This window comes from Tenebrionibacter intestinalis, assembly GCF_016632365.1.
Lineage (GTDB): Bacteria > Pseudomonadota > Gammaproteobacteria > Enterobacterales > Enterobacteriaceae > Tenebrionibacter > Tenebrionibacter intestinalis.
Window position 1 is genome coordinate 929 of sequence record NZ_JAEPBH010000042.1, and the last position, 23,387, is coordinate 24,315.

Sequence of the window (23,387 nt, forward strand, 5' to 3'; positions counted from 1 at the left end):
CGGTTTATCCCCGCTCGCGCGGGGAACACTTTCCCGGCAAACGTGTGGGTATACGCGCGCCCGGTTTATCCCCGCTCGCGCGGGGAACACCGTTTCGCGCGCCATGTTATTGCTGAGCTGATCGGTTTATCCCCGCTCGCGCGGGGAACACCTATATCCCAAGGGGCGAGGCATTACTTTCGTCGGTTTATCCCCGCTCGCGCGGGGAACACGTTTTTGAGAATATCCATTTCTTGCAGAACATCGGGTTATCCCCGCTCGCGCGGGGAACACCGTTTCGCGCGCCATGTTATTGCTGAGCTGCGCGGTTTATCCCCGCTCGCGCGGGGAACACGGAGCATCGGCGCAACATCTTCGACGGTCACGCGGTTTATCCCCGCTCGCGCGGGGAACACCGTCCGTCAGTCCCGCGCCAGCAAACAGATTCCGGTTTATCCCCGCTCGCGCGGGGAACACGCTACTATCGAGTTACAGAGCAAGCTAATCACGCGGTTTATCCCCGCTCGCGCGGGGAACACATCATTCGCGAGGCGGTATTCTTTCCTGCCGCCGGTTTATCCCCGCTCGCGCGGGGAACACGCACGGCGTCGTTTCTCATTGAGCGCCTCAGCCCGGTTTATCCCCGCTCGCGCGGGGAACACATCTCGCCAAAAAATTCGATAATGTAATTATGCGGTTTATCCCCGCTCGCGCGGGGAACACTTAAGCGCCATTCTCAAGGTGCAGACCATACGCGGTTTATCCCCGCTCGCGCGGGGAACACGCGTTTCGCTCTGCTTCAAGGCTGCTTTTACCCGGTTTATCCCCGCTCGCGCGGGGAACACCTGCTAAATTATCTGTAAGCATTAATTTATCCCGGTTTATCCCCGCTCGCGCGGGGAACACGGAGAAAGTCACCATCCCAGTCCTTGTTCAGCCGGTTTATCCCCGCTCGCGCGGGGAACACACTTCGATGGGGTCATCAAAAGTAACGGGCTGCGGTTTATCCCCGCTCGCGCGGGGAACACGCTGAGTTAACAGCACGACAACGCAGTCGAGTTCGGTTTATCCCCGCTCGCGCGGGGAACACCCAGTGTCCACAGATAACAATATTAATAATAACGGTTTATCCCCGCTCGCGCGGGGAACACTCTAAAAACATCTTATTGAAATATTTACGCTTTTCCAGCCTTAACTTTTCCACCGAAAAAAACACACTTCCTTACAATGTAACCTACTGATTTTAAAAATATTAAAATTTAACGAACACAATAATTAGTTACCCACCAGGAAACTATTTTTAATATCAATCAATTAATACGTCATTGCTGAAAACGAGCGCTTTCGTTATCCGCCTGCGCTTGCGGCTCAACAGCCATATTGCCACTGTGTTTACCCTCTTGCGTACCCTGCCAACCGTGACGCTGCGCCTGGTTCAGGTGAGCGCGATCTTTGGCAACGTTCTTAGTCAGCCTGTCCGCCGTGCGCCGCAGAGCCGCTGCCCGCGCTTTGGCGCCGTCTTCACCGGCCGCCATTTCTTCCATCATTTGCTGATTGAATCGCCGGACCAGATCGACGTATTCGCACGCCTCGTACCGATCCTGGCCCAACACTTCCCGCGCCCGTCGCCCAGCCACCGGCACGCTTTCAAACATTTCATGCGCAGGCGATACAATCCCTGCCTGCCGCAGACGGACAGGGGCGCGCATAAATAATCAATATTCATGGCTTCGCCTGTTTTTCGCTGCATAACGCGGCACTTTCAGGCTGTCTCAGCGCAGTCGCGATACCATACGAAATTAACGCCAATCCCGCAGGTAAAGCAAAACGCCGCCTTGCCCGGCAAAATACACCCGAAAAGCAGGCACATAATAGCCCATCCGGAAACAGCCTGAAGAAGCGATAAGGAAGAGTGGTACAACACAGATAGACGGCCTTAACCTGCGGGCAAAGGAATGCAGCGGCAAAGCCGCTGCATGCTATGGGAGTTAGTTTTTCAACTCACTCATCGATTTAACCCGGTCACGATTAATCTGTTCAGTCTGCCCGGTTTCAGTATTTTTATAGGATACCAGCCCCGTATCATCATCAATCTGCGGTTTACCGTCAGTAACGATAGATTGACCATCCACAGTTCTCACCGTCTGGTTGGAAGTGCAGCCGTTCATAAACAATAACGCTGCAGCAAGGAACGAAGACAACATTAAATGGCTTTGCATAGCAATTTTTCCTTCATTTCAGTAACGACAGGGTGGAAAAAACTATAGACCACACTTTGCACGGCCTTCCGCTAATCGGTAGAAATACGGATTACTTCGCACTACGCATTCGCTGTTTATTCATCGGGCTGCCATAAAAGTTGCGCATTCTTCCAGTTAATAGATGCTTTCCACGCCGGAGAAAGTTCATGAGAATCATCCAGCATTTGCGTGAAAGTTTGTATAACGGGCCGCGGCGCATAGGGAAAATCGCTACCGTATAAAATACGATCCGACCGGGCAAACGCCAGCAGCGTACGCAGCGTAGTTGAGCTGGACGATAACGCCGTGTCAAACCAGAAACGCTGGCAATCCTCAATAAAGCTATCTGCATCGGGAACGTCGGCATAATCCATATTCGCCAGCAACTGCGCAAAGCGATGCGCGGCATAGGGCAGATATCCGCCGCCGTGGGAGAGAATTATTTTAAGGCTGGGATAGCGGCGCACCACGCCGTTCGCCACAAGCTGCACGGCGGCGCGCGTGGTATCAAACGGGTAATCTATAATCGGCCCCTTGATAGCCTCCAGCATGGCGACATCAGGGCAAGTAGGGTGGATAAAACACACCAGTTCACGCTGGCTTAACGCCTGCCACAGCGGCTCAAAGCGCGCATCTCCCGGGTAGAGGTTATCGTAGTTCGAAAAGAACACAACGCCTTCTGGCTGGCATACGGAACAAACTCTGTCTATCTCACGCAATGCCGCGTCGATATCCGGCAGCGGCAGCGTGATAAATTGCCCAAACCGCGTCGGTAAGTCGCTGACAAGCCGCGCCGTATAGTCATTAACCCTCTGCGCAATGTCTCCCCGCTTCGCCTGCGGCCAACCATGAATGCCGGGCGCCGTTAGCGACAGTATGCCCTTTGCAATACCGCGCTCATCCATAAACGCCAGCGCCTGCTCCGGCGACCACGGCGGACAGTGCCAACCCGACGGATCGCCGCCGTAAGCGGCCAGAGAATCCGCCCAGAAAGGAGGAACAACATGTTGATGTACATCAATTCGTTTCATATCCATCACGTGTTTCTCTCTGTTGCTTTAATTCAGCGTATTGCGCAAAAACTCATACAATACCTTGTTATATTCTTCCGGCGTTTCGTAATAAGGGGAGTGTCCTGCGTTTTCAAAGGTATATATTTCAGCGCCCGGTATCAGCGTCGCAACGTGTTTATGGCTATCGGGCGTTAAAAAATCATCGTGCGAGCCACCGCCGATTAACGTCGGCACACGGTAACTGGCAAAGTCGCGCGGATAGAGTTTTACCTCTTCATCCTGCATAGTGCAGGCATCAAATGGCCCGTTCAGCCGCTTGATTTGTGAATATAAAAAGAACAGTTCGGGGTTTAATTCCAGGAAAGCCCGGTTCCAGCCCGTTCCCCCATTCCTGCCCGTCCCGCCAAATTTGCCCTGATTAAACGTATCACCCGCCGTTTTCAGCACCTGCCAGTTCTCAGGTGAATACGCAGGCGTGGGAGAGCCGGTTATAAACAGGCTGGCGACTCTTTCCGGCGCGCGCGCAGCAAGCGGAAGACCAGCCCATGCGCCCAGCGACTGGCACACCAGCGCCGCGCGATCGATGCCTTCGGCATCCATAACGGCACGGAGATCGTCAGGAAAATAGCGGGTATGGACACAGGCCGGATCGCAGCGGGAATTTTTAAAGCCGCGTAAATCAACGGTGATGACTTTATAATATTGGGAGAAAAAGGGAACCTGTTGAAACCAACACAGCGTATTACCCCCGCCGCCATGCAGGAAAATAACGGGAAACCCCTCCCCGGTGACTTCGTAATAAAGCGTGGCATCAGATTTATTCACAACAGACATAACGATCTCCTGAAATAATAAAGAACAAACTCAACGTTCAGAGCCAGTCTGCCAGGCGATGCGATATTTACCCTGCCTTTTGCACAGCGTAAATAGCGCAGCGATCGCCAGTAAATTACAGACCAGTAAATACCATGCAGGGACAAAGTTATTTCCACTTCGAATAAGCAGCGCAGTCACAATAAATTGCGCAGTGCCGCCAAAAAGCGTATTGGCTAACGCATAAGACAGCGCAAACCCCGTTACGCGTAACGAGGGCGGAAAAAGCGACATAATTAACATAAGCGTCGCTACAACCCCCAGGCCTAACAGCCCCGCCATTATCGCTGAGGCCAGGACAATAACGCCGATATCGCCGCTATAGACAATGGCGCCAAAAGCAGGCAAACAGCACAACGCCGTTACGGCAAACGCGCCCAGCGCAATCTTTTTTAATTCCCCGAACCGGTCAACCACCCATCCGCCAAAGTAAGCGCACAGCGTAAACACGACCGAGGAGGCTAAGGCCGACATAAAGCTCAGATAAGCAGGCAAGGCGAGCATGCGCGTGAGGTAACCTGGCATATAAAAAACCATCACATACATAGTGACCGACTGACCGATAGTCAGAAACGCCGCAACGGTAAGCGGCAGCAGGAATGTCCGCGATTGCAGCGCCGGGCCGCTGCGCCCCCGGCTGCCGTTTTCCAGCGTTTCAGGCAGATGACGCCTCAGGTAATAGCCCAGCGGAGCAATAAGCGCGCCGATGGCAAAGGGAATACGCCATCCCCACTGCGCCAGCGCCTCCGTTTCCAGCAGGCCGCTGATACTAAAACCACACAGCGCGCCCGCTATCGCGGCTATGCCCTGGCTTACCATTTGCAGGCTAACTCGCCTTCCCCGCCTGGAAAGCGGCGCGCTTTCAAACAACCATGTCGTGGTTGCGCCCACTTCTCCGCCGGCGGCAAAGCCCTGTAACAGGCGGGCGCATACAATACATACCGGCGCAAACCATCCAATCTGACTCCAGGGCGGACACAGCGCAATAACGGCGGTCCCCAGCGCGGCCAGCAGGATGCTTAACGCCATCGCGGCCCGGCGCCCCGCCCTGTCTGCGTAACGGCCCAGCATAATGGCACCTACCGGGCGAGCAAAAAAGCCCACGCCAAACGCGCCAACGGCAAACAGGAAGTCAGACATGGCGCTATTGGCGGGGAAAAAGGCTTTACCAATCCATACGGCGAAAAAGCTGTATACGGTAAAATCAAAAATTTCGAGGCCGTTTCCCAACACAACGGCAAAGATCATTTTTCTGTCTGAAGCAGCACCACAGCGTTCCTGATGATTTTTCATTACCGTTGCGCCCTGTTATGAACGAACCCCCAGCATCAATAAAGCAGAAACAAATAACCAGCCGTATTTTTTTTGATATATGATTCTTATTTATACCTTTATCTTATCCCTATGAAACTTCATCAGTTAGCCGCGCTCAGGGCGGTACATGAAACAGGCAGCCTGCTTGCTGCGGCAGGGAAAATGAACCTGAGTCAGCCGGCAATTAGCCGCGCCATTATTGATCTGGAAGAAGAGCTGGGCGTTCTGTTGCTGGAGCGCACGGCGCGGGGAGCGGTGCTCACCCCTTTTGGGCACACCGTATTGAAAAGAGCGCAAAAAATCAGTCAGGAAATAGACGGAATCAGGAACGATGCGCAACTGCAGCGCAATGCTCTGTGCCAGCATCTGGTGCTTGCCATTACGCCCCCGGCCGCCACACGCAGGCTGGCGGAAGCGTTGGCGCAGTTAACAAGCGTCTGGCCCGGGATTGCGCTGGATATCCGTGAACTGCGGTCTGCGCAAATTGTGGAGGGCTTACGGCAGGGGCATATCGATATGGGCATTTTCCCCTGGTATAGCCCGCACGCGGGTTCGCGACAATTTAATACACTACCGCTGTACGCGCTGAAGGTCGCTCTCGCCGCCCGAATGGCCTACTCATGCCCGCCCCGGCCAAACATCAAACAGCTACACGGTATGCCCTGGCTGGTTCTCGATCCTCTTCCTAACGCCTGGAGCTTTATTTCCTGCTTTTTTCATCAGTATGGACTCTGCGCGCCGGAGAAGATTGTGAATTGCATTTCTCTGGAAATGTACATTGGCATGGCGGAACGGCTGGACGCGGTGTCTGTCTGGACAGAAGCGGGGTTCGCTATTCTGGAAAAGCAGATACAAAAAGGAACGATGAAAAAGCTGGCGTTCGCAGGGGAGATCCCCAACGCCACGGTCTGCGTCTGTTGGCCCAAAACGCGGCCGCTGTCGCCAGCGATGAAATATTTTCTTAAGCTACTTCAGGAGCGCCCGCCTGAAACGTCCGACGCCACCGAGCTTGCTTTTCTCTCGCATTTTAACTGAGCAACCTGACGGCCCCGCCAGAAGGAGGACCGCCAGCGTTACACACGTTTTATTTTACGATCTGCGCGTGCATTTCCTGTACTGACGTTACTCTTTGCGTAGCGTCTGCCGTCAGCGCCATCGTGGTGGCGAAGCCGCCATTAAGCGTGGTGTCGTAGTGTACTTTATACTGCAGCGCGCTGCGGCGAATAACGCGCGAATCTTCAATCGCCTGGCGACCTGCCGTGGTATTGATGATATAGCTGTATTCCCCGTTTTTAATGCGGTCCTGAATATGCGGGCGGCCTTCGTGCACCTTATTCACCAGACGCGGGTTAATGCCCGCCTCGCCCAGCGCAATGGCGGTGCCGTGGGTTGCATCCAGTTCATAACCGTGTCTGATAAGGCGAGCCGCCAGATCCACCACGCGCTCTTTATCTCCTTCGCGCACGGAGAGCAGCGCGCGCCCGCTTTTCTTCATGGTGACGTTACTGCCAAGCTGCGCTTTAGCAAACGCTTCGGCAAATGTGCGGCCCACCCCCATTACCTCGCCAGTGGAGCGCATTTCCGGCCCCAGCAGCGGGTCAACGCCCGGGAATTTATTAAACGGCAGCACCACTTCTTTCACCGAGTAGTAAGGCGGGATTATCTCTTTGGTACAGCCCTGCTCGGCGAGCGACTTACCGGCCATCACGCGCGCGGCTACCTTCGCCAGCGGCAGGCCGGTCGCTTTTGAAACAAAAGGCACGGTACGCGCGGCGCGCGGGTTAACTTCAATGAGATAAACTTCGTTGTCTTTGACCGCAAACTGCACGTTCATCAGGCCGCGCACCTGAAGCTCCAGCGCCAGTTTCCGCACCTGCTGGCGCATTTCATCCTGAATCGCCTGGCTTAACGTGTAGGCCGGTAACGAACAGGCCGAGTCGCCGGAGTGAACGCCCGCCTGCTCAATATGCTCCATAATGCCGCCAATGAGCACCGTTTCGCCATCGCAGATAGCATCCACGTCTACTTCCACCGCATCATCCAGGAAGTGATCCAGCAGCACCGGCGCATCGTTGGATACGCTGACCGCTGTCATAAAATAGCGTCTGAGATCGGTTTCATCATAGACAATTTCCATCGCGCGGCCGCCCAGCACATAAGAAGGGCGCACGACCAGCGGATAGCCTATCTCTTTAGCCTTCTCAACCGCCTGCTCAATCGCCGTGACGGTCGCATTGGCCGGCTGCTTCAGCTTCAGGCGCTCCACCGCATGCTGGAAGCGCTCGCGATCTTCGGCGCGGTCAATGGCGTCCGGGCTGGTGCCGATAACCGGCACGCCCGCCGCTTCCAGCGCGCGCGCCAGCTTCAGCGGCGTCTGGCCGCCATACTGTACGATAACGCCTTTGGGTTTCTCGATGCGCACAATTTCCAGCACGTCTTCCAGCGTGACGGGTTCAAAATAGAGCCGATCGGAGGTGTCATAATCGGTGGAGACGGTTTCCGGATTGCAGTTGACCATGATGGTTTCATAACCATCTTCGCGCAGCGCCAGCGACGCATGTACACAGCAGTAATCAAACTCAATGCCCTGACCGATACGGTTTGGCCCGCCGCCCAGCACCATGATTTTTTCGCGATCCGGGTTTGGATTAGCCTCGCACTCATCGTCATACGTTGAATACATATAGGCGGTGTCGGTAGCAAATTCGGCCGCGCAGGTATCCACACGCTTGTAGACCGGATGAATGGCAAGTTTCTCGCGCAGTTTGCGAATTTCGCTTTCCGCCACGCCCACAAGCTTCGCCAGGCGCGCGTCGGCAAAACCTTTGCGCTTGAGATGGCGCAGGTAATCGGCGTTCAGGCCGGTGATGCCGACTTCCGCCACTTTTTCTTCCAGGCGCACCAGTTCTTCAATCTGCACCAGGAACCAACGGTCGATATTGGTCAGGTTAAAAACGCCGTCCACAGACAGCCCGGCGCGGAAAGCGTCAGCAATATACCAGATGCGCTCGGCGCCAGCGTCTTTCAGTTCGCGGCGGATTTTGGTCAGCGCTTGCGGATCGTCGAGGTTTACTTTCGGATCGAAGCCGGTCGCGCCCACTTCGAGACCGCGCAGCGCTTTTTGCAACGACTCCTGCTGCGTGCGGCCAATCGCCATCACTTCACCTACGGACTTCATCTGCGTCGTCAAACGGTCGTTGGAACCTGCGAATTTTTCGAAGTTAAAGCGCGGAATTTTCGTCACAACGTAGTCGATAGACGGCTCAAACGACGCCGGGGTACGCCCGCCGGTAATATCATTCATCAGTTCATCAAGGGTGTAACCGACCGCCAGCTTGGCCGCCACTTTCGCGATAGGGAAACCGGTCGCCTTGGAGGCCAGCGCCGAGGAGCGGGAAACGCGCGGGTTCATTTCAATAACGATAAGGCGGCCATTTTTCGGGTTCACCGCAAACTGCACGTTGGAACCACCTGTTTCCACGCCAATTTCACGCAGCACCGCCATCGAGGCGTTGCGCATAATTTGGTATTCTTTGTCGGTCAGCGTCTGCGCTGGCGCAACGGTAATGGAGTCGCCGGTGTGGATGCCCATTGCGTCAAAGTTTTCAATGGAGCAAACGATAATGCAATTATCGTTACGATCGCGCACCACTTCCATCTCATACTCTTTCCAGCCAATGAGTGATTCGTCGATCAAAAGCTCATTGGTGGGCGACAAGTCCAGACCACGCGCGCAGATCTCTTCAAACTCTTCGCGGTTGTAGGCGATGCCGCCGCCGGTGCCCCCCATCGTAAAGGAGGGACGTATAATGCACGGATAGCCCACATTGGCCGCGACCGCCAGCGCTTCGTCCATCGTATGGGCGATGCCGGAGCGTGCGGTATCAAGGCCGATTTTCTTCATCGCCACGTCAAAACGGCGGCGGTCTTCAGCTTTATCGATAGCGTCGGCGGTAGCGCCAATCATCGTTACGCCAAACTCATCAAGCACGCCCTGGCGCTCCAGCTCCAGCGCGCAGTTGAGCGCAGTCTGGCCGCCCATAGTAGGCAGCACCGCATCCGGGCGCTCTTTTTCGATGATTTTGCGCACCACTTCCCAGTGGATCGGTTCGATATAGGTCGCGTCCGCCATTTCCGGATCGGTCATGATGGTCGCCGGGTTGGAGTTCACCAGTATGACGCGATACCCCTCTTCACGCAGCGCCTTACAAGCCTGGGCGCCGGAGTAGTCAAACTCGCACGCCTGGCCGATAACGATCGGGCCTGCGCCAAGAATCAGGATGCTTTTAATATCTGTACGTTTTGGCATGGCTTTTTTCGCTCCTGATTATTTCGCGCAATGACGATATTGCGCGATTAATTCAATAAAGTGATCGAACAGCGGGGCGGCGTCGTGCGGACCCGGACTGGCTTCCGGGTGCCCCTGGAAGCTGAACGCCGCTTTATCAGTACGGTGAATGCCCTGGAGCGTGCCGTCAAACAGTGATTTATGCGTGATGCGCAGGTTCTCAGGCAGCGTTGCTTCATCAACGGCAAAGCCGTGGTTCTGAGCGGTAATCATCACGCTGTTGCGATCGATATCCTTCACCGGATGGTTGCCCCCGTGGTGGCCGAACTTCATCTTCACGGTATTTGCGCCGCTCGCCAGCGCCAGCAGTTGGTGGCCAAGGCAGATGCCAAAAACCGGGATATCGGTTTCCAGGAAGTGTTTGATTGCCGTAATGGCGTAGTCGCACGGCTGCGGATCGCCTGGACCATTGGAGAGGAAGATACCGTCCGGATTCATCTTCAGCACCTCTTGCGCCGGTGTTTGCGCAGGCACCACTGTCAGACGACAGCCGCGATCCACCAACATGCGCAGGATATTGCGCTTCACGCCGTAGTCATAAGCCACCACGTGGTAAGGCAGTTCGTTTTCTTTCTTCGCTTGCGGCAAACCGCCCTGAAGCGTCCAGCTTCCCTGGCGCCAGCTATAGGTTTCCTTCGTCGTCACCTCTTTGGCAAGATCCATTCCCTTCAGGCCCGGGAAAGCCTTCGCCTTCTCGTGCGCCAGCGCCGCATCCAGATTATCACCCGCAATAATGCAGCCGTTCTGTGCGCCTTTCTCACGCAGCAGACGGGTCAGTTTGCGGGTATCGATATCGGCAATCGCTACAATGTTGTGACGCTTAAGGTAGTCAGACAGCCCTTCCTGGCAGCGATAGTTGCTGGCGATAAGCGGCAAATCGCGAATGATAAGGCCCTGCGCATGTACCTGAGAAGACTCTTCATCGGCCGGGTTAGTACCGACATTACCAATATGGGGATAAGTAAGCGTGACAATCTGGCGGGAATAGGAAGGATCGGTGAGGATTTCTTGATAACCGGTCATAGAAGTATTGAAAACGACCTCTCCCACGGCCGATCCCGATGTCCCAATGGCCCGACCGTGGAATTGGGTTCCGTCTTCCAGAACCAACAGCGCTGACTTGATCAAAACGTCCTCCAGGGAATAAACAATCAGTTTATTTGCATATTAATTCAACCATTACGGTGGAATCAACGCATAAACGCCAGACAGGTGAATTTTTGGCAAACGGCGGCATTCTAGAGAGTAGCCGGGAAGAAGTCCAGCTTCAGGGGAGGATTTTTATGCGTTTTTAAGCCACTGATGTGGTTTTATGGCACTGAGCGCTAAAAAGCAAACAAAACCGCACCCGAAAAACGCTTGCGCAGGTATAAAAAGTAAAAAATTAGTATAACACAATACAGAAAGCAGACCAAACGGTCAAAAAAAGAAAAAGCACGCGGTTAAAACAACTAAAATGCCACATTACAGCCATCAAGTAGCTATTCTACGGGCTATCTCCATAAAATAACGCAAAACTTAAAGGGCGACCAATAATCGCCCTTTAAATCAATAGATTAATCTAAAAACCACTCCAGCCCGCCGGAGAAAAAGATCTAAATATCCCGTAGGTTAAGCACATCGCGCATATCATAAAGGCCTGCTTTTTGTGAATTCAACCACAAAGCCGAGCGAATGGCGCCACAGGCAAACGTCATGCGGCTTGACGCCTTATGCGCAATCTCCAGACGCTCGCCGATATCGGCAAATATTGCCGTATGTTCACCGACAATATCCCCGGCGCGTACGGTAGCAAAGCCGATGTCGCCCGATTTTCGTTCACCTGTGTGGCCTTCGCGGGCGTAAACGGCGCAGTCGCGCAAATTCTTATTAAGCGCGCCGGCTATCGCTTCTCCCATCGCCAACGCCGTACCCGATGGCGCATCCACTTTATGGCGGTGGTGTGCTTCAATAATTTCGATATCCGTATAATCCCCCATCACTTTGGCGGTTTTTTCCAGCAAACGCAGCAACACATTCACGCCAACGCTAAAGTTGGCGGCAAATACAATCGGAATGTGGTTAGCGGCTTCCTGAATCGCCTTTTTTCCGGCGTCGTCAAAGCCCGTGGTGCCAATAACCATACCCTTACCGTGGCGGCGGCAGAAATCGAGGTGTTTTAGCGTGCCTTCCGGCCGGGTGAAGTCGATCAGGATATCGAAATCATCAACTACTGTATCCAGGCGCGCGTTCACTGCGACATTACAGCGGCCCGCGCCTGCCAGTTCGCCGGCATCGCTCCCGACAAGCGAAGAGCCTTCGCGCTCCAGCGCTGCGCCGGGCGTTACGCCGTCCATCTGAAGCGCCGCCTGTATTAACTGACGCCCCATACGTCCCCCTGCGCCTGCAATAGCGAGGCGGATCTGTGCTTCATGCATAATTATTCTCTTACGTTAACAGGATGTGACACATCGTGAGATTACCAGCCTCTGGCGTTGCTGACATCTGAAAACGCCAATCATTAGAATTTAACGTTATACGGCCGGCAAAATCACTAAAAGATATCGTCGTCAGCGAAAACCGCACGATTCACGCACCACCAGCGCAGGCGGCAGGATAATGCGTTTCACCGGCTCATCGTTACCCTGTATACGGCTAAACAAGAGCTCGCCCGCCTTACGGCCAATCTCTTTCGCAGCAACAGATACCGTCGTTAGCGCCGGCTGAACCAGGCCTGCTTCGGTGATATCGTCAAACCCCACCAGCGCGAAATCTCGCCCCGGCTCACGCCCAAGCTTGCGCAAAGTCTGCATTACGCCCAGCGCGACAATATCCTGGTAGCAAACGGCCGCCGTGATAAGCGGATTTTGCGTCAGCAACGCCTGCGCCACGCGCGCGCCGTCGCTCTGGCTTGCCTGAGACGTCAGTATCCATTCAGAATGAGGAGTAATGCCGTATTCCAGCAGTTTACTGGTAAAACCGCCAATACGCTGGGCGCGTGAGCCTGAATTCTGGCTACCGCCGATAAAAGCAATGCGGCGATGCCCCAACTTTAACAGATGCTCTGTCGCCACCTGGGCGCCAAGAAAGTTGTCGGTGCCGACAAAATCAAAATCAGGATCGCTAAGCGGGCGCACCACCATTATCGCCGGTATATTACGTCGTTTCAGGCTGTCGAAGAAAGACTGCGGCGTTTCACGCGCTGCGCACAGCACCATGCCGCACACGTTATTGCGCATTAACGAATCAACAAATTTCTGCTGCCGCTCTGCGGATTCTTCGCTGTTTGCCAACAATAACAGCCGATCGTGGCGCTCCACTTCATGGCTCAACCCTGCCGTCATTTCACCATAAAACGGGTTCGTAATATCGTGCAGCAATAGTCCCACCTGATTACTGCTGCGATTGCGCAGGTTTGCCGCCGTCTGATTATAGACGTAACCCAACTCATCCAGCGCCTTCAATACCCTCTCTCGCGTAGACGATGAAATGCGCCCTTTATTACACAGCACCATTGATACCGTCGCGGTGGAGACTCCAGCCCGCTTCGCCACGTCGGCAAGCGTTACTCCCGTCATGGTTTCTCCTCATGTTTTACACACCAGATTAATCGAATAACCTAAATTTTGCACTTCCCCCTGTGAGAGCGCTCACATTACAGCCCTGAATTGTTGTTTTATTGCCGATTATGGCGGGTTAATCGCGTTAACCACTCTTTTAAAAATCGGTTAATCGAATAACCTATCTCAAACACCAGGGGAGAAAAAGTGAAAATGTCCACCTATGAAAAATATCCTACCGTTGAGATTCAGGGCTATGACGACAGCGCCTGGCAGGGGTGGGAAGCTATCGTAGCCACGCTTAATGAGCATATACATCAGCGCAGGCGAGCCGTTCTGGTTATTGATTGCTATCCCGGCGTGCGCCTGGGTGAGCTGGAAGAAAAGCTGCTTCCAGCCCTGAACGCAACGCTCACCCTTAACGCCGAACGGGCGCGGCGCGATGAACAATCCATCCATGAAATGCTGGCGCGCAACCTCACAGACGACCGCGTTTTCGGCGTACTCTCATGCCACCAGTTGCATGAATTCATCGACCCTCAGAAACTGGCGGCAATGCAGGAGCAGGTCAGCCGCTGCACGGATGGTATCGTCATCGTTTATGGTCCCGGCGCTGCGTTAGTGCATCAGGGCGATATCCTTGTCTACGCCGATATGCCCCGCTGGGAAATTCAGCAGCGTATGCGCAGCGGCGAGCTGGATAACTGGGGAGCAGGCAATCAGCAGGAGGATATGCTTCGCCGCTACAAGCGCGCTTTCTTCGTGGAGTGGCGCGTGTTCGATCGCCACAAAACGCCGTTGCTCAAACGCGCCGATTTTCTGCTGGACACAACGCTTGCCGATCGGCCGGCGCTTGTTACCGGCGATGCGCTGCGTGCTGCGCTGGCGCAGACTACCCGCCGGCCCTTTCGCGTTGTGCCGTTTTTCGACCCCGGCGTCTGGGGCGGCCAGTGGATGAAACAACACTTCGATCTCGATCCCGGCGCGCCGAATTATGCCTGGTGTTTTGACTGCGTGCCTGAGGAAAATAGCCTGCTGCTGCGTTTTGGCGCGGTGCGAATTGAGATCCCTTCGCAAAACCTGGTATTACTCCAGCCGCGCGCGCTGCTGGGTGAGAAAGTACACGCCCGCTTCGGCGCCGAATTCCCGATTCGCTTCGATTTCCTCGACACCATCGGCGGGCAGAACCTCAGCTTTCAGGTTCATCCACTCACGGAATATATTCAGCAGCAGTTTGGTATGCACTATACCCAGGATGAGAGTTATTACATTCTGGAGGCTGAACCGGACGCAGTGGTTTATCTGGGCACCAAAACCGGCACATCGCCAGAGGCGATGCTTGACGATCTGCGACGCGCCCAGCGAGGGGAAAAGCCGTTTGATGACGCACGCTTCGTCAACCAGTTTCCGGCCAAAAAACACGATCACTTCCTGATCCCTGCCGGCACCGTACACTGCTCGGGCGCGGGCACAATGGTGCTGGAAATCAGCGCCACGCCATACATATTCACCTTCAAACTATGGGACTGGGGACGTCTGGGCATGGATGGTCTCCCGCGCCCCGTACACCTTGAGCACGGCGAGCGCGTCATTGACTGGCAGCGGGATACGCAATGGGTCAACGCGCATCTGGTCAACCAGGTTGAAACCGTGGCCGAAGGCCACGGCTGGCGGGAAGAGCGCACGGGTCTGCATGAACGCGAATTTATCGAAACCCGCCGCCACTGGTTTAGCGAACCGGTAGTACACCACACCGGCGGCAGCGTGAATGTCCTCAACCTGATTGAAGGCGCGCAGGCCCGCGTGGACAGCCCGAGCGGCGCATTCGCGCCATTTGTGGTGAACTACGCCGAAACGTTCATTATCCCGGCAGATGTAGGCGAATACCGCATTTCTGCATGGGGTAAAGGCGCAGGCCAGCAACTGGCGACAATCAAAGCCTGGGTAAGGGGGTAAAAATGATTCACTTTATTGTGGCAACACACGGCCCGCTCGCTGACGCGCTGCTGAAAAGCGGCAAAATGGTTTACGGCGAGCTTCCACTTATCCGATCGGTTTGCCTGACAGAACAGGCGGGCATTGAAGGTTTTCGCCGCGATTTCACCGCCACGCTGGCAGAAGCAAGCCCGGGCGCCGATGGCGTACTGGTACTTTGCGATATGCAGAGCGGCACGCCGTGGAACGTCGCCTGTGAAGCGGCCTTCAATCCACACGTCCAGCCGCCCGTGGCCGTAGTCGCGGGCGTCAATTTTCCGATGTTGCTGCAAACCGATGACGTCGCGACAGCAGGCGATGTTAACGACGCCGCCGCGCAGTTGCTTGCACTTACCCATCCGACGCTGATTCAGGCCAGACCCGCCGGGTCAGCGCAGACAGACGATTTCTGAGGAACCGCTATGAGTATTTCTTTTGTACGTATCGATGATCGCGTTATTCACGGACAGCTCGTTACACGTTGGGCCAAAGAATTGCCCTGCGACGGCATTGTAGCGATTGATGATGCCGTCGCCGCAGATCCGTTGCTCTCAACGGTGATGAAGGGCGCCGTATCCGACACCAAAGTCTGGTTGTTCGATACGGCGACCGCGATAGAAAAGCTGCCAAAGGTGATTGCCAGCGAAAAGCGCTATTTCATTATTGGTAAATCGCCCGTCACGCTACAGCGTATTGAAGAGGCCGGAATAAGCCTGAAAAACAGCAACGGCAAAATTAACGTTGGGCCAATGAGCGCCCGCGCCAACACAACGACTATCGGCCCTAATCAGTCCGTGACGACAGAAGAGGCCGCCGCGTTCGACTGGCTTATCGGGCAGGGGCATATCGTTGAGTTTCGGCTGGTGCCGGACGCCAGCGCCTACAGTTGGCAAGACGCCAGACAAAAACTGAAATAAGGAGCGTCTGATGATAGTTGAAGCTGCTCTTATCGGCCTGTTTTGCTACCTCGGCGCGCTCGGCACCCCCTGGCTACTCGGCCTGACCGGCGGCTGGTACCTGCTCTCACGCCCGCTGGTTTCCGGCATGCTGGTTGGCCTGATTCTGGGCGATGTGAAAACCGGCATTATGGTTGGCGTGGCGGTGCAGGCGGTTTATATCGCGATGGTCACGCCGGGCGGATCGATGCCCGCCGACCTGAACTTTGTCGCCTGGCCCGCTATCGCGCTCGGCATCCTGTCCGGCAAAGGGCCGGAGGTTGCCGTTGCGCTGGCCGCCACTATCGGCATTGCCGGTACCCTTCTGTTCAACGCCATGCTGGTGCTCAACTCATTCTGGAACCACCGCGCGGACGTGGCGCTGGACCGCGGCGATGAGCGCGGAGTTTATCTTAACAGCGCTATCTGGCCGCAGGCGATGAGCTTTGCTCTGCGCTTTGTGCCAACGTTTATTGCGGTCTATTTCGGCGCACAGTACATCAGCGGTTTTATGGACAGCCTGCCGAAAGTCGTGCTTTCCACCATGAACGTGCTGGGCGGTATTTTGCCGGCGGTGGGGATTGCCATTCTGCTTAAGCAGATAATCAAAAGCTACACCATGCTGATTTACTTCCTGGTCGGCTTTATCTGCATTGTCTTTCTTAAGCTAAACATGGTTGCGCTGGTGATTGTCGGCGCGCTGCTGGCGCTGATTCATTATAACTACAAACCGGAAGCGCCGCAGGCAATTGCCGCGAAGCCCGTTAACGACGATGAGGATGAATTCTGATGGAAGAGCGTAAACTCACGCGCAAAGATTTGCGCCGCTGCTGGCGCGCCTGGATGATGCATAACCTGTCCTCAATGAGCTTTGAGCGCCTGGCGTCGTTCGGCTTTTGCCTCAGCATGCTGCCAGTAGCGAAAAAGCTGTATCCGGATGCGGCGCAGCGCACCGAAATGCTGCGCCGCCATGCATCGTTTTACAACACTGAACCGCAGATCGGCGCCATCGTAAACGGCATGACGCTTGGCCTTGAGGAGAAAAAAGCCAACGGCGAACCCATTGACGGCGAAACCATCAATACGCTGAAAGTCGGTTTGATGGGGCCGGTTGCCGGCATAGGCGACTCCATGATCCCCGGTATGCTGATCCCTATCCTGCTCAGTATAGGGATGGCATTGGCCGCAGGTGGTAATATTCTCGGCCCGCTGTTTTATAGCATCGCCTGGCTGGCCATTATCATCCCCGGCTCCTGGTTTCTCTTTCTCAAGGGTTATCAGATGGGATCCGGTTCGGTGGAGATGCTGGTCAGCAGTAAATCGACCCGCCTGCGTGAGGCATTGTCCTTGCTGGGCGTATTCGTCATGGGCGGCGTGGCGGCAAGCTATGTGAAGCTGGGGACCGGTCTGGAGTTTATTACCAAAGACGGCGTGAACATTCACGTACAGCAGATGCTGGATGGCATATTCCCCCAGCTTCTCCCGCTGGCTGTGGTGCTTAGCACCTGGTATCTGATGGCAAAACGCGGCGTTTCGCCGGTTAAGGCAATGCTACTGTTGCTGATACTCGCCGCCCTCGGCGTGGCGACAGGTTTGTTTGCAGGATAATATCACCGGGGCGAAAGCCCCCCATGCCGGCCAGTCAGGGTTAAGCGGCGTTCCGTTCAACGGAAATCCTGTGATAAAGGGGCTGCATCAACGGTGAACGGGCAAAGCGGGCCGCGTTGCCCGCTTTGCAAACGCCTGCGGCCCCGAAAGGCAGCATTGCTGCGCGGCGCTCGCCTTTCGGCTATCAGCCTGCGATCGGCCCGGGCTTGTGTCTCTCGCCTCCGCCTGCGGTTCGCCGATTTCAGCGGACGTCAGCGCCTCCACGGCTAAAAGCAAACAAGGATGCTCACGGCAAGTAAAAAAAGCAAAGATCCGGCAATCCGGCCTCAAATCCGCATGGCTTTTTGCTTTGACAGGAATATTTATTCACAAACATGCTTAACTGACCGGCATCAGGACGAGCGCCCGGTTTTTTATGGATGGAAGTTACGCCACAGTTCCGACACTTTATCCGGGCGGGAGATGAACTGAAAGCGGGCCCTGTCGTTGATAAATTGTTGGTAGATGGGTTCATCGGTAATACCAAATTCGCTGTAGCGTCGTGGCGTAATCATCTGTAATCGCGCCGGTAAATAGCGAGTATTATGCTGCCAGATAATCTGCTTTCCCTGCACCAGCGGATACCACGCCAGCCCTTTACGGGCGCGAATGGCCTCATACTCAAAACCGTATTCCCGATCGCACCACGCGCCAAAAGTCAGCGGCTCGTCTATTGAGGCGGAAATGGCGGCATGACCCCATCCCGGCGGAACGAGCACCTTCTCCCCAGGCTGCGCGAGCACGGCAAAACAACGTCCGGGGTCATCTTCAACCCATTCCTGCATATAAATGATGGCGTTACCCTGCCAGATTTCATAAAGCTCCGGCGGTGACCAGCCGCTGTGCCGGCTGATACGATGAATGTGCCCCTGGCTGCGTACCGGCTCCTCACCCAGCATACCGGCAGCGTAAGCGACCACGCCAAACAGCAGCATACGCTTTTCCAGCTCCTCCCTGTCGACTATGCGCGCTATATCCATCGCTATTGCATAAACCTGCTCCGGCCCGCCGCAGTTCGGGTTACGCAGCGACGGGCGAATCTGGTCGAGCGTGCGGATTTCCGGCATTGGCCCGGTCACATCGTCGCCATAGCGAAATCCGAGCGGCTGATGCATGATGGTCATATCCAGTCCGTAATTAACCATAACGCGCCTTCCCCCCCTCAGAGCGCTGCGGCGAAGCCAGTATACAATGCGCGGCGCCTCCCGATAGTGTCGCGTAATCGCGCCACGCCACGACAGGCCATACCACCTGCGGCGACCGCGTTTCATCACCGGTATGGATTAAGCGACGGGCTGTAGCAGGGGGACCAGGGTATACAAAGCTTAAGATTACCCACGCCAAGCGCGCCGCTTCCCGATCCGGCTGCAGATGTTGCCCGCGCAGACAAAAGTAAACTCCGCCCTGCGCGCATCGCGGATGAAAATGACCGCGCGTGATGAAAAACTCATCGCCATTTGTTTGCGCCTGAAAATAGGTTACGCCCACATACAGCGCGCGACCGCCTGCCGGTAGGCTATATCTCTTAACGTCAACAATAAGCTGAAGGGGATCGCCCTCCCGCCACGCGGCGGCAACGACAAAGCCAGCATCCCTGCCGCCTGTGCGGATGGATTCATGGGTAAGCAGGCCACGGGTAAATGTACCGGTTACCCGCATCACCTGAGGCGGCAAAATGTTAGCTGGATTCATGGCAGACACCGGCCCGAGGGGAACAGCACGTTCAGCATAGCAAAGTCAAACGATTAACCTGCCTGCATTCACCGTAAACTGTTGGGTTAATCACAGATAATCAACGCCATTGTCCCTAAATGGGCAGGCATGTAAGCGCTTTGCCAATAAATCAATTAGCCTGACGCATCAGGTCAACGCGTTGATTTACACGCAGCGCCACTGCCCGCGAATAATTTTCATAAACAAGTAAAAACCTGTACAGCGCGTTAAGCCGCCAGGCCTTGCTCACTTCTACAAAGCAGCGCCGCCTTTACGGCGGCGCAAGGGCGGATCGGCTAATTATATTTCCTTTTAATATGTGTAATAACTTCTTTATAGTTATCTGCATTTGCCACGCCACGTCCTTGCGTAATGTTCATTGAAACCAAATAAATATTTTCTACTTTTTTATCTTTTAGCTCAACGTACACTCTTTCCGACAAGCCTGACTCCGTACCGTTAAACATATTATAAACCGGAACATATGAAGAAGCATCCCGTGAAATTTCAGTATAATTGTAGATCCATATAACATTGCCGGCGTCTGAAAAGGTTAACGCACGTGGCGTGCCTAACAGATTTAGCACCTTTTCATCACTGTCGTTTTTATTTATTTCATTAAACGCAGCCAATCGCATCTTTTCCGGTTGTTCTTCAAATGCGTTTTTTTGTCTAAAATTATTAATCGTCAAATCGTGGTTAATCACCACACCATTCTTATCATAAGCGACAAACAAAACGCGATGCGCATATGTCCCCCCGAAATCATTCAGGTGTCCCTGATACGAAGAAATAGCATAAACGCCATCGGGGAAGGATTTTATAATTGTGCTTCTGCTCTGTTGTTTTTTATCTCCAAATAAAGCCTCAACTTCTATTATTGACGTTTTATTATCTATAATATTTGCCATAATCTGCTGATCGGCCAATGATTTATCCGCAAGTATTTTATTTCCCTTAACCCAACCAGAGCAGCCCGTTAAGAATAATATAGCCACAAGCGCCGATATCTTTAATTTCATGTTAAATACATCCTGTGTTAAATAAACATCACCAATAAAACACAATAAAGCAGTCGTATATATACTTGCCGTAAGCAGTCTGAAAATACCTTAACAGTTAGCGCTAACCCAGTTTTTTTTAGCAAATTCGCAATATTTGAACCATAAATGACTCTGCTCGCGCCGCGTAACGCAGTTAGCGCAGCGTCTGCCCCTACAGCCCCCCAGCCTGCGAAACCGTGCGTTATGACGGCGGACGAAGCCAATTTGGCCCGGTAATATAACGGGCATACAGTAGTCAAACGCAGGTATTCTGGCGGTTTATCCCCGCTCACGTGGGGAACACCTGCCGTCCACCGTAGCCACCTTCCACCCCTGCGGTTTATCCCCGCTCGCGCGGGGAACACATACTGATCCATATACTCCGCATACTCATCCTCGATTTATCCCCGCTCGCGCGGGGAACACGGCTGGATAGCGATTTTGCGGAGGAGGATCGGCGGTTTATCCCCGCTCGCGCGGGGAACACATAACAGTAATGTTTTTATTTAATTGGTTTATCGGTTTATCCCCGCTCGCGCGGGGAACACAAACATCTTTGGCCCATGACTGGCGTTTAACGCGGTTTATCCCCGCTCGCGCGGGGAACACGATGTTGTCGTACAGCAGATCCGCGCACCCGGCGGTTTATCCCCGCTCGCGCGGGGAACACCTGCCAGTCCTGTTGAAACAGTCGGGCCTGCTCGGTTTATCCCCGCTCGCGCGGGGAACACGCACAGACATCTGTACGTAGGCCAGTTTTAATGCGGTTTATCCCCGCTCGCGCGGGGAACACGTGGGTTTTCCTGTTCCTGGCTTTTGTTATCGCGGTTTATCCCCGCTCGCGCGGGGAACACGTGGGTATTCCATTTCCTGGCTTTTGTTATCGCAGTTTATCCCCGCTCGCGCGGGGAACCCGCACAGACATCTGTACGTAGGCCAGTTTTAATGCGGTTTATCCCCGCTCGCGCGGGGAACACCAGAGGACCGGCACAACCTCCCGGATTTTGCGCGGTTTATCCCCGCTCGCGCGGGGAACACACCAGCGTCAGCATGATCAGAATCACTGCCATCGGTTTATCCCCGCTCGCGCGGGGAACACGTTTCCCCTGACTCCACCTGAAAAGTGGTCGCCGGTTTATCCCCGCTCGCGCGGGGAACACGAGGTGTCGAAAGCGCCGCCGGTTGACGAGCCAGGTTTATCCCCGCTCGCGCGGGGAACACCGCCGTCGGCGTCAGGGTGATAGTGATATTGCCGGTTTATCCCCGCTCGCGCGGGGAACACAATGCTTTACACGGGATCCGTGTTAGGTTAGTCGGTTTATCCCCGCTCGCGCGGGGAACACAGTCTTCACGTCCGGTAATTTGTAGGACTCGCCGGTTTATCCCCGCTCGCGCGGGGAACACTTAGCAATAGCGACTAAACACGCATTTGGAAACGGTTTATCCCCGCTCGCGCGGGGAACACTTAGCAATAGCGACTAAACACGCATTTGGAAACGGTTTATCCCCGCTCGCGCGGGGAACACGTCGGTCAGGGTGCCCTTGCGGGTCCACTGATCGGTTTATCCCCGCTCGCGCGGGGAACACCGCTGCCGGATATTCTTGAGCGTGACTGTGCGCGGTTTATCCCCGCTCGCGCGGGGAACACGGATGGAGAAATGCCAGCACGTCAGCAAGAAGCGGTTTATCCCCGCTCGCGCGGGGAACACGATAAACGCCGCAAACAGCGCCTCGACATCAGCGGTTTATCCCCGCTCGCGCGGGGAACACGGTAACGGTGGAAAGCAAAAGGCCCAGCATCGCGGTTTATCCCCGCTCGCGCGGGGAACACGAGATTGAGACTCGCAAGTTAGATGACAAGGAAGGTTTATCCCCGCTCGCGCGGGGAACACCAGGTGCGATGGTGGTAGCCCACTCAGGTGGGCGGTTTATCCCCGCTCGCGCGGGGAACACTTAATTTACCCATAACTATTTCCCCGCCAGTTCGGTTTATCCCCGCTCGCGCGGGGAACACTTTAGCGTATTCGTAAGCTGTCTGGACGTTGCCGGTTTATCCCCGCTCGCGCGGGGAACACGGAGATAGGGAAGTGAAGAGGCTGATTTCAATTCGGTTTATCCCCGCTCGCGCGGGGAACACCGTTATAATCAATCGGATCAACCATGATTCACCGGTTTATCCCCGCTCGCGCGGGGAACACTCGTGACTTTTCGTGGCAACAGTAAAAATATCCGGTTTATCCCCGCTCGCGCGGGGAACACGGTGTAGGGGTCGACATCAGAGAACGAACCAGCGGTTTATCCCCGCTCGCGCGGGGAACACCTTCATCATTACAGCTATAACGTTCTTTTTTTCGGTTTATCCCCGCTCGCGCGGGGAACACGTTTGAGCGCAAAATAAAAGCGCCAGGAGGCGCGGTTTATCCCCGCTCGCGCGGGGAACACTGATTCCTGGGATTCCTGCTGCGCGGTAAAGGCGGTTTATCCCCGCTCGCGCGGGGAACACGCTGGTTTAATGGGTTGCGTGAAGCGCGATTTGGGTTTATCCCCGCTCGCGCGGGGAACACTCTATCCAGCAAATATCGATACCCTCAAGGGACGGTTTATCCCCGCTCGCGCGGGGAACACGCTGGCGCGCCAGCAGGTCAATTTCTTTGAAGTGGTTTATCCCCGCTCGCGCGGGGAACACCAGTATGGGTTACGACCGAGTTTCTTGCCATGCGGTTTATCCCCGCTCGCGCGGGGAACACAATTGCAAGACGGTCTTGCGCC

The 23,387-nt window shown here is 54.9% G+C and carries 18 protein-coding genes and 2 CRISPR repeat arrays (1 of these 20 cut by a window edge); of the genes, 6 read left to right on the top strand and 12 right to left on the bottom strand.

Annotation, left to right across the window (positions count from 1 at the left end; all coding sequences use genetic code 11):
* Window positions 1-1,130: a CRISPR direct-repeat array (repeat unit 29 nt; unit sequence CGGTTTATCCCCGCTCGCGCGGGGAACAC).
* A 171-nt stretch (window positions 1,131-1,301) separates the two neighbouring features.
* The 5 genes from JJB97_RS14560 to JJB97_RS14580 form a co-directional block, all read right to left on the bottom strand.
* Window positions 1,302-1,688 (bottom strand): hypothetical protein, encoded by a 387-nt coding sequence (locus JJB97_RS14560; protein WP_238714727.1) that lies wholly within the window; start codon window positions 1,686-1,688, stop codon window positions 1,302-1,304.
* A gap of 279 nt (window positions 1,689-1,967) precedes the next feature.
* Complete coding sequence (locus JJB97_RS14565) at window positions 1,968-2,198, bottom strand: YgdI/YgdR family lipoprotein (protein ID WP_238714728.1); 231 nt, start codon at window positions 2,196-2,198, stop codon at window positions 1,968-1,970.
* A 116-nt stretch (window positions 2,199-2,314) separates the two neighbouring features.
* Window positions 2,315-3,250 carry an amidohydrolase family protein gene (locus tag JJB97_RS14570; RefSeq protein WP_238714729.1) on the bottom strand — a complete coding sequence of 312 codons (936 nt, stop codon included), beginning with the start codon at window positions 3,248-3,250 and terminating at the stop codon, window positions 2,315-2,317.
* A gap of 27 nt (window positions 3,251-3,277) precedes the next feature.
* Entirely contained in the window at window positions 3,278-4,066 is a 789-nt protein-coding gene (locus JJB97_RS14575) for an alpha/beta fold hydrolase (protein WP_238714730.1), read from the bottom strand.
* 30 nt (window positions 4,067-4,096) lie between these two features.
* Window positions 4,097-5,398 carry an MFS transporter gene (locus tag JJB97_RS14580; RefSeq protein WP_238714731.1) on the bottom strand — a complete coding sequence of 434 codons (1,302 nt, stop codon included), beginning with the start codon at window positions 5,396-5,398 and terminating at the stop codon, window positions 4,097-4,099.
* Window positions 5,399-5,509: 111 nt separating this feature from the next.
* On the opposite strand from JJB97_RS14580, the gene JJB97_RS14585 reads away from it, so the two are divergent.
* The gene (locus JJB97_RS14585) at window positions 5,510-6,454 is read left to right on the top strand and encodes a LysR family transcriptional regulator (protein WP_238714732.1); all 945 of its coding nucleotides are present in this window, start codon (window positions 5,510-5,512) and stop codon (window positions 6,452-6,454) included.
* Window positions 6,455-6,503: 49 nt separating this feature from the next.
* Here the strand turns inward: JJB97_RS14585 and carB are convergent, their stop codons facing one another.
* From carB to JJB97_RS14605, 4 genes are all read right to left on the bottom strand, one after another.
* Entirely contained in the window at window positions 6,504-9,728 is a 3,225-nt protein-coding gene (carB, locus tag JJB97_RS14590) for a carbamoyl-phosphate synthase large subunit (RefSeq protein WP_238714733.1), read from the bottom strand.
* Between the two features lie 18 nt (window positions 9,729-9,746).
* Window positions 9,747-10,895, bottom strand: a complete 1,149-nt coding sequence (gene carA, locus JJB97_RS14595) for a glutamine-hydrolyzing carbamoyl-phosphate synthase small subunit (protein ID WP_238714734.1) — start codon at window positions 10,893-10,895, stop codon at window positions 9,747-9,749.
* 467 nt (window positions 10,896-11,362) lie between these two features.
* Window positions 11,363-12,184, bottom strand: coding sequence for a 4-hydroxy-tetrahydrodipicolinate reductase (dapB, locus tag JJB97_RS14600; protein WP_238714735.1), 822 nt, complete (start codon window positions 12,182-12,184; stop codon window positions 11,363-11,365).
* Between the two features lie 132 nt (window positions 12,185-12,316).
* Window positions 12,317-13,324, bottom strand: a complete 1,008-nt coding sequence (locus JJB97_RS14605) for a LacI family DNA-binding transcriptional regulator (RefSeq protein WP_238714737.1) — start codon at window positions 13,322-13,324, stop codon at window positions 12,317-12,319.
* Window positions 13,325-13,519: 195 nt separating this feature from the next.
* On the opposite strand from JJB97_RS14605, the gene JJB97_RS14610 reads away from it, so the two are divergent.
* From JJB97_RS14610 to JJB97_RS14630, 5 genes are read left to right on the top strand one after another with little or no spacing between them, the layout of a single operon-like run.
* Window positions 13,520-15,262, top strand: coding sequence for a class I mannose-6-phosphate isomerase (locus JJB97_RS14610; RefSeq protein ID WP_238714739.1), 1,743 nt, complete (start codon window positions 13,520-13,522; stop codon window positions 15,260-15,262).
* Between the two features lie 2 nt (window positions 15,263-15,264).
* The gene (locus JJB97_RS14615) at window positions 15,265-15,693 is read left to right on the top strand and encodes a PTS sugar transporter subunit IIA (protein ID WP_238714741.1); all 429 of its coding nucleotides are present in this window, start codon (window positions 15,265-15,267) and stop codon (window positions 15,691-15,693) included.
* Between the two features lie 9 nt (window positions 15,694-15,702).
* Window positions 15,703-16,197, top strand: coding sequence for a PTS system mannose/fructose/N-acetylgalactosamine-transporter subunit IIB (locus JJB97_RS14620; protein ID WP_238714743.1), 495 nt, complete (start codon window positions 15,703-15,705; stop codon window positions 16,195-16,197).
* 10 nt (window positions 16,198-16,207) lie between these two features.
* On the top strand, window positions 16,208-17,005 hold the full coding sequence (locus tag JJB97_RS14625; protein ID WP_238714745.1) for a PTS mannose/fructose/sorbose/N-acetylgalactosamine transporter subunit IIC: 798 nt from the start codon (window positions 16,208-16,210) through the stop codon (window positions 17,003-17,005).
* Window positions 17,005-17,823 (top strand): PTS system mannose/fructose/sorbose family transporter subunit IID, encoded by an 819-nt coding sequence (locus tag JJB97_RS14630; RefSeq protein ID WP_238714747.1) that lies wholly within the window; start codon window positions 17,005-17,007, stop codon window positions 17,821-17,823. Before JJB97_RS14625 ends, JJB97_RS14630 begins: the two co-directional genes overlap by 1 nt.
* Before the next feature lie 413 nt (window positions 17,824-18,236).
* Here the strand turns inward: JJB97_RS14630 and JJB97_RS14635 are convergent, their stop codons facing one another.
* The 3 genes from JJB97_RS14635 to JJB97_RS14645 form a co-directional block, all read right to left on the bottom strand.
* A complete protein-coding gene (locus JJB97_RS14635) occupies window positions 18,237-19,007 on the bottom strand; it encodes a glucose-6-phosphate isomerase family protein (protein ID WP_238714748.1) in 771 nt (256 codons plus the stop codon).
* On the bottom strand, window positions 19,000-19,554 hold the full coding sequence (locus tag JJB97_RS14640; protein WP_238714749.1) for a cupin domain-containing protein: 555 nt from the start codon (window positions 19,552-19,554) through the stop codon (window positions 19,000-19,002). Before JJB97_RS14640 ends, JJB97_RS14635 begins: the two co-directional genes overlap by 8 nt.
* A gap of 317 nt (window positions 19,555-19,871) precedes the next feature.
* Window positions 19,872-20,597, bottom strand: coding sequence for a hypothetical protein (locus JJB97_RS14645; RefSeq protein WP_238714750.1), 726 nt, complete (start codon window positions 20,595-20,597; stop codon window positions 19,872-19,874).
* 296 nt (window positions 20,598-20,893) lie between these two features.
* Window positions 20,894-23,387: a CRISPR direct-repeat array (repeat unit 29 nt; unit sequence CGGTTTATCCCCGCTCGCGCGGGGAACAC); it runs 2,308 nt beyond the window's last position.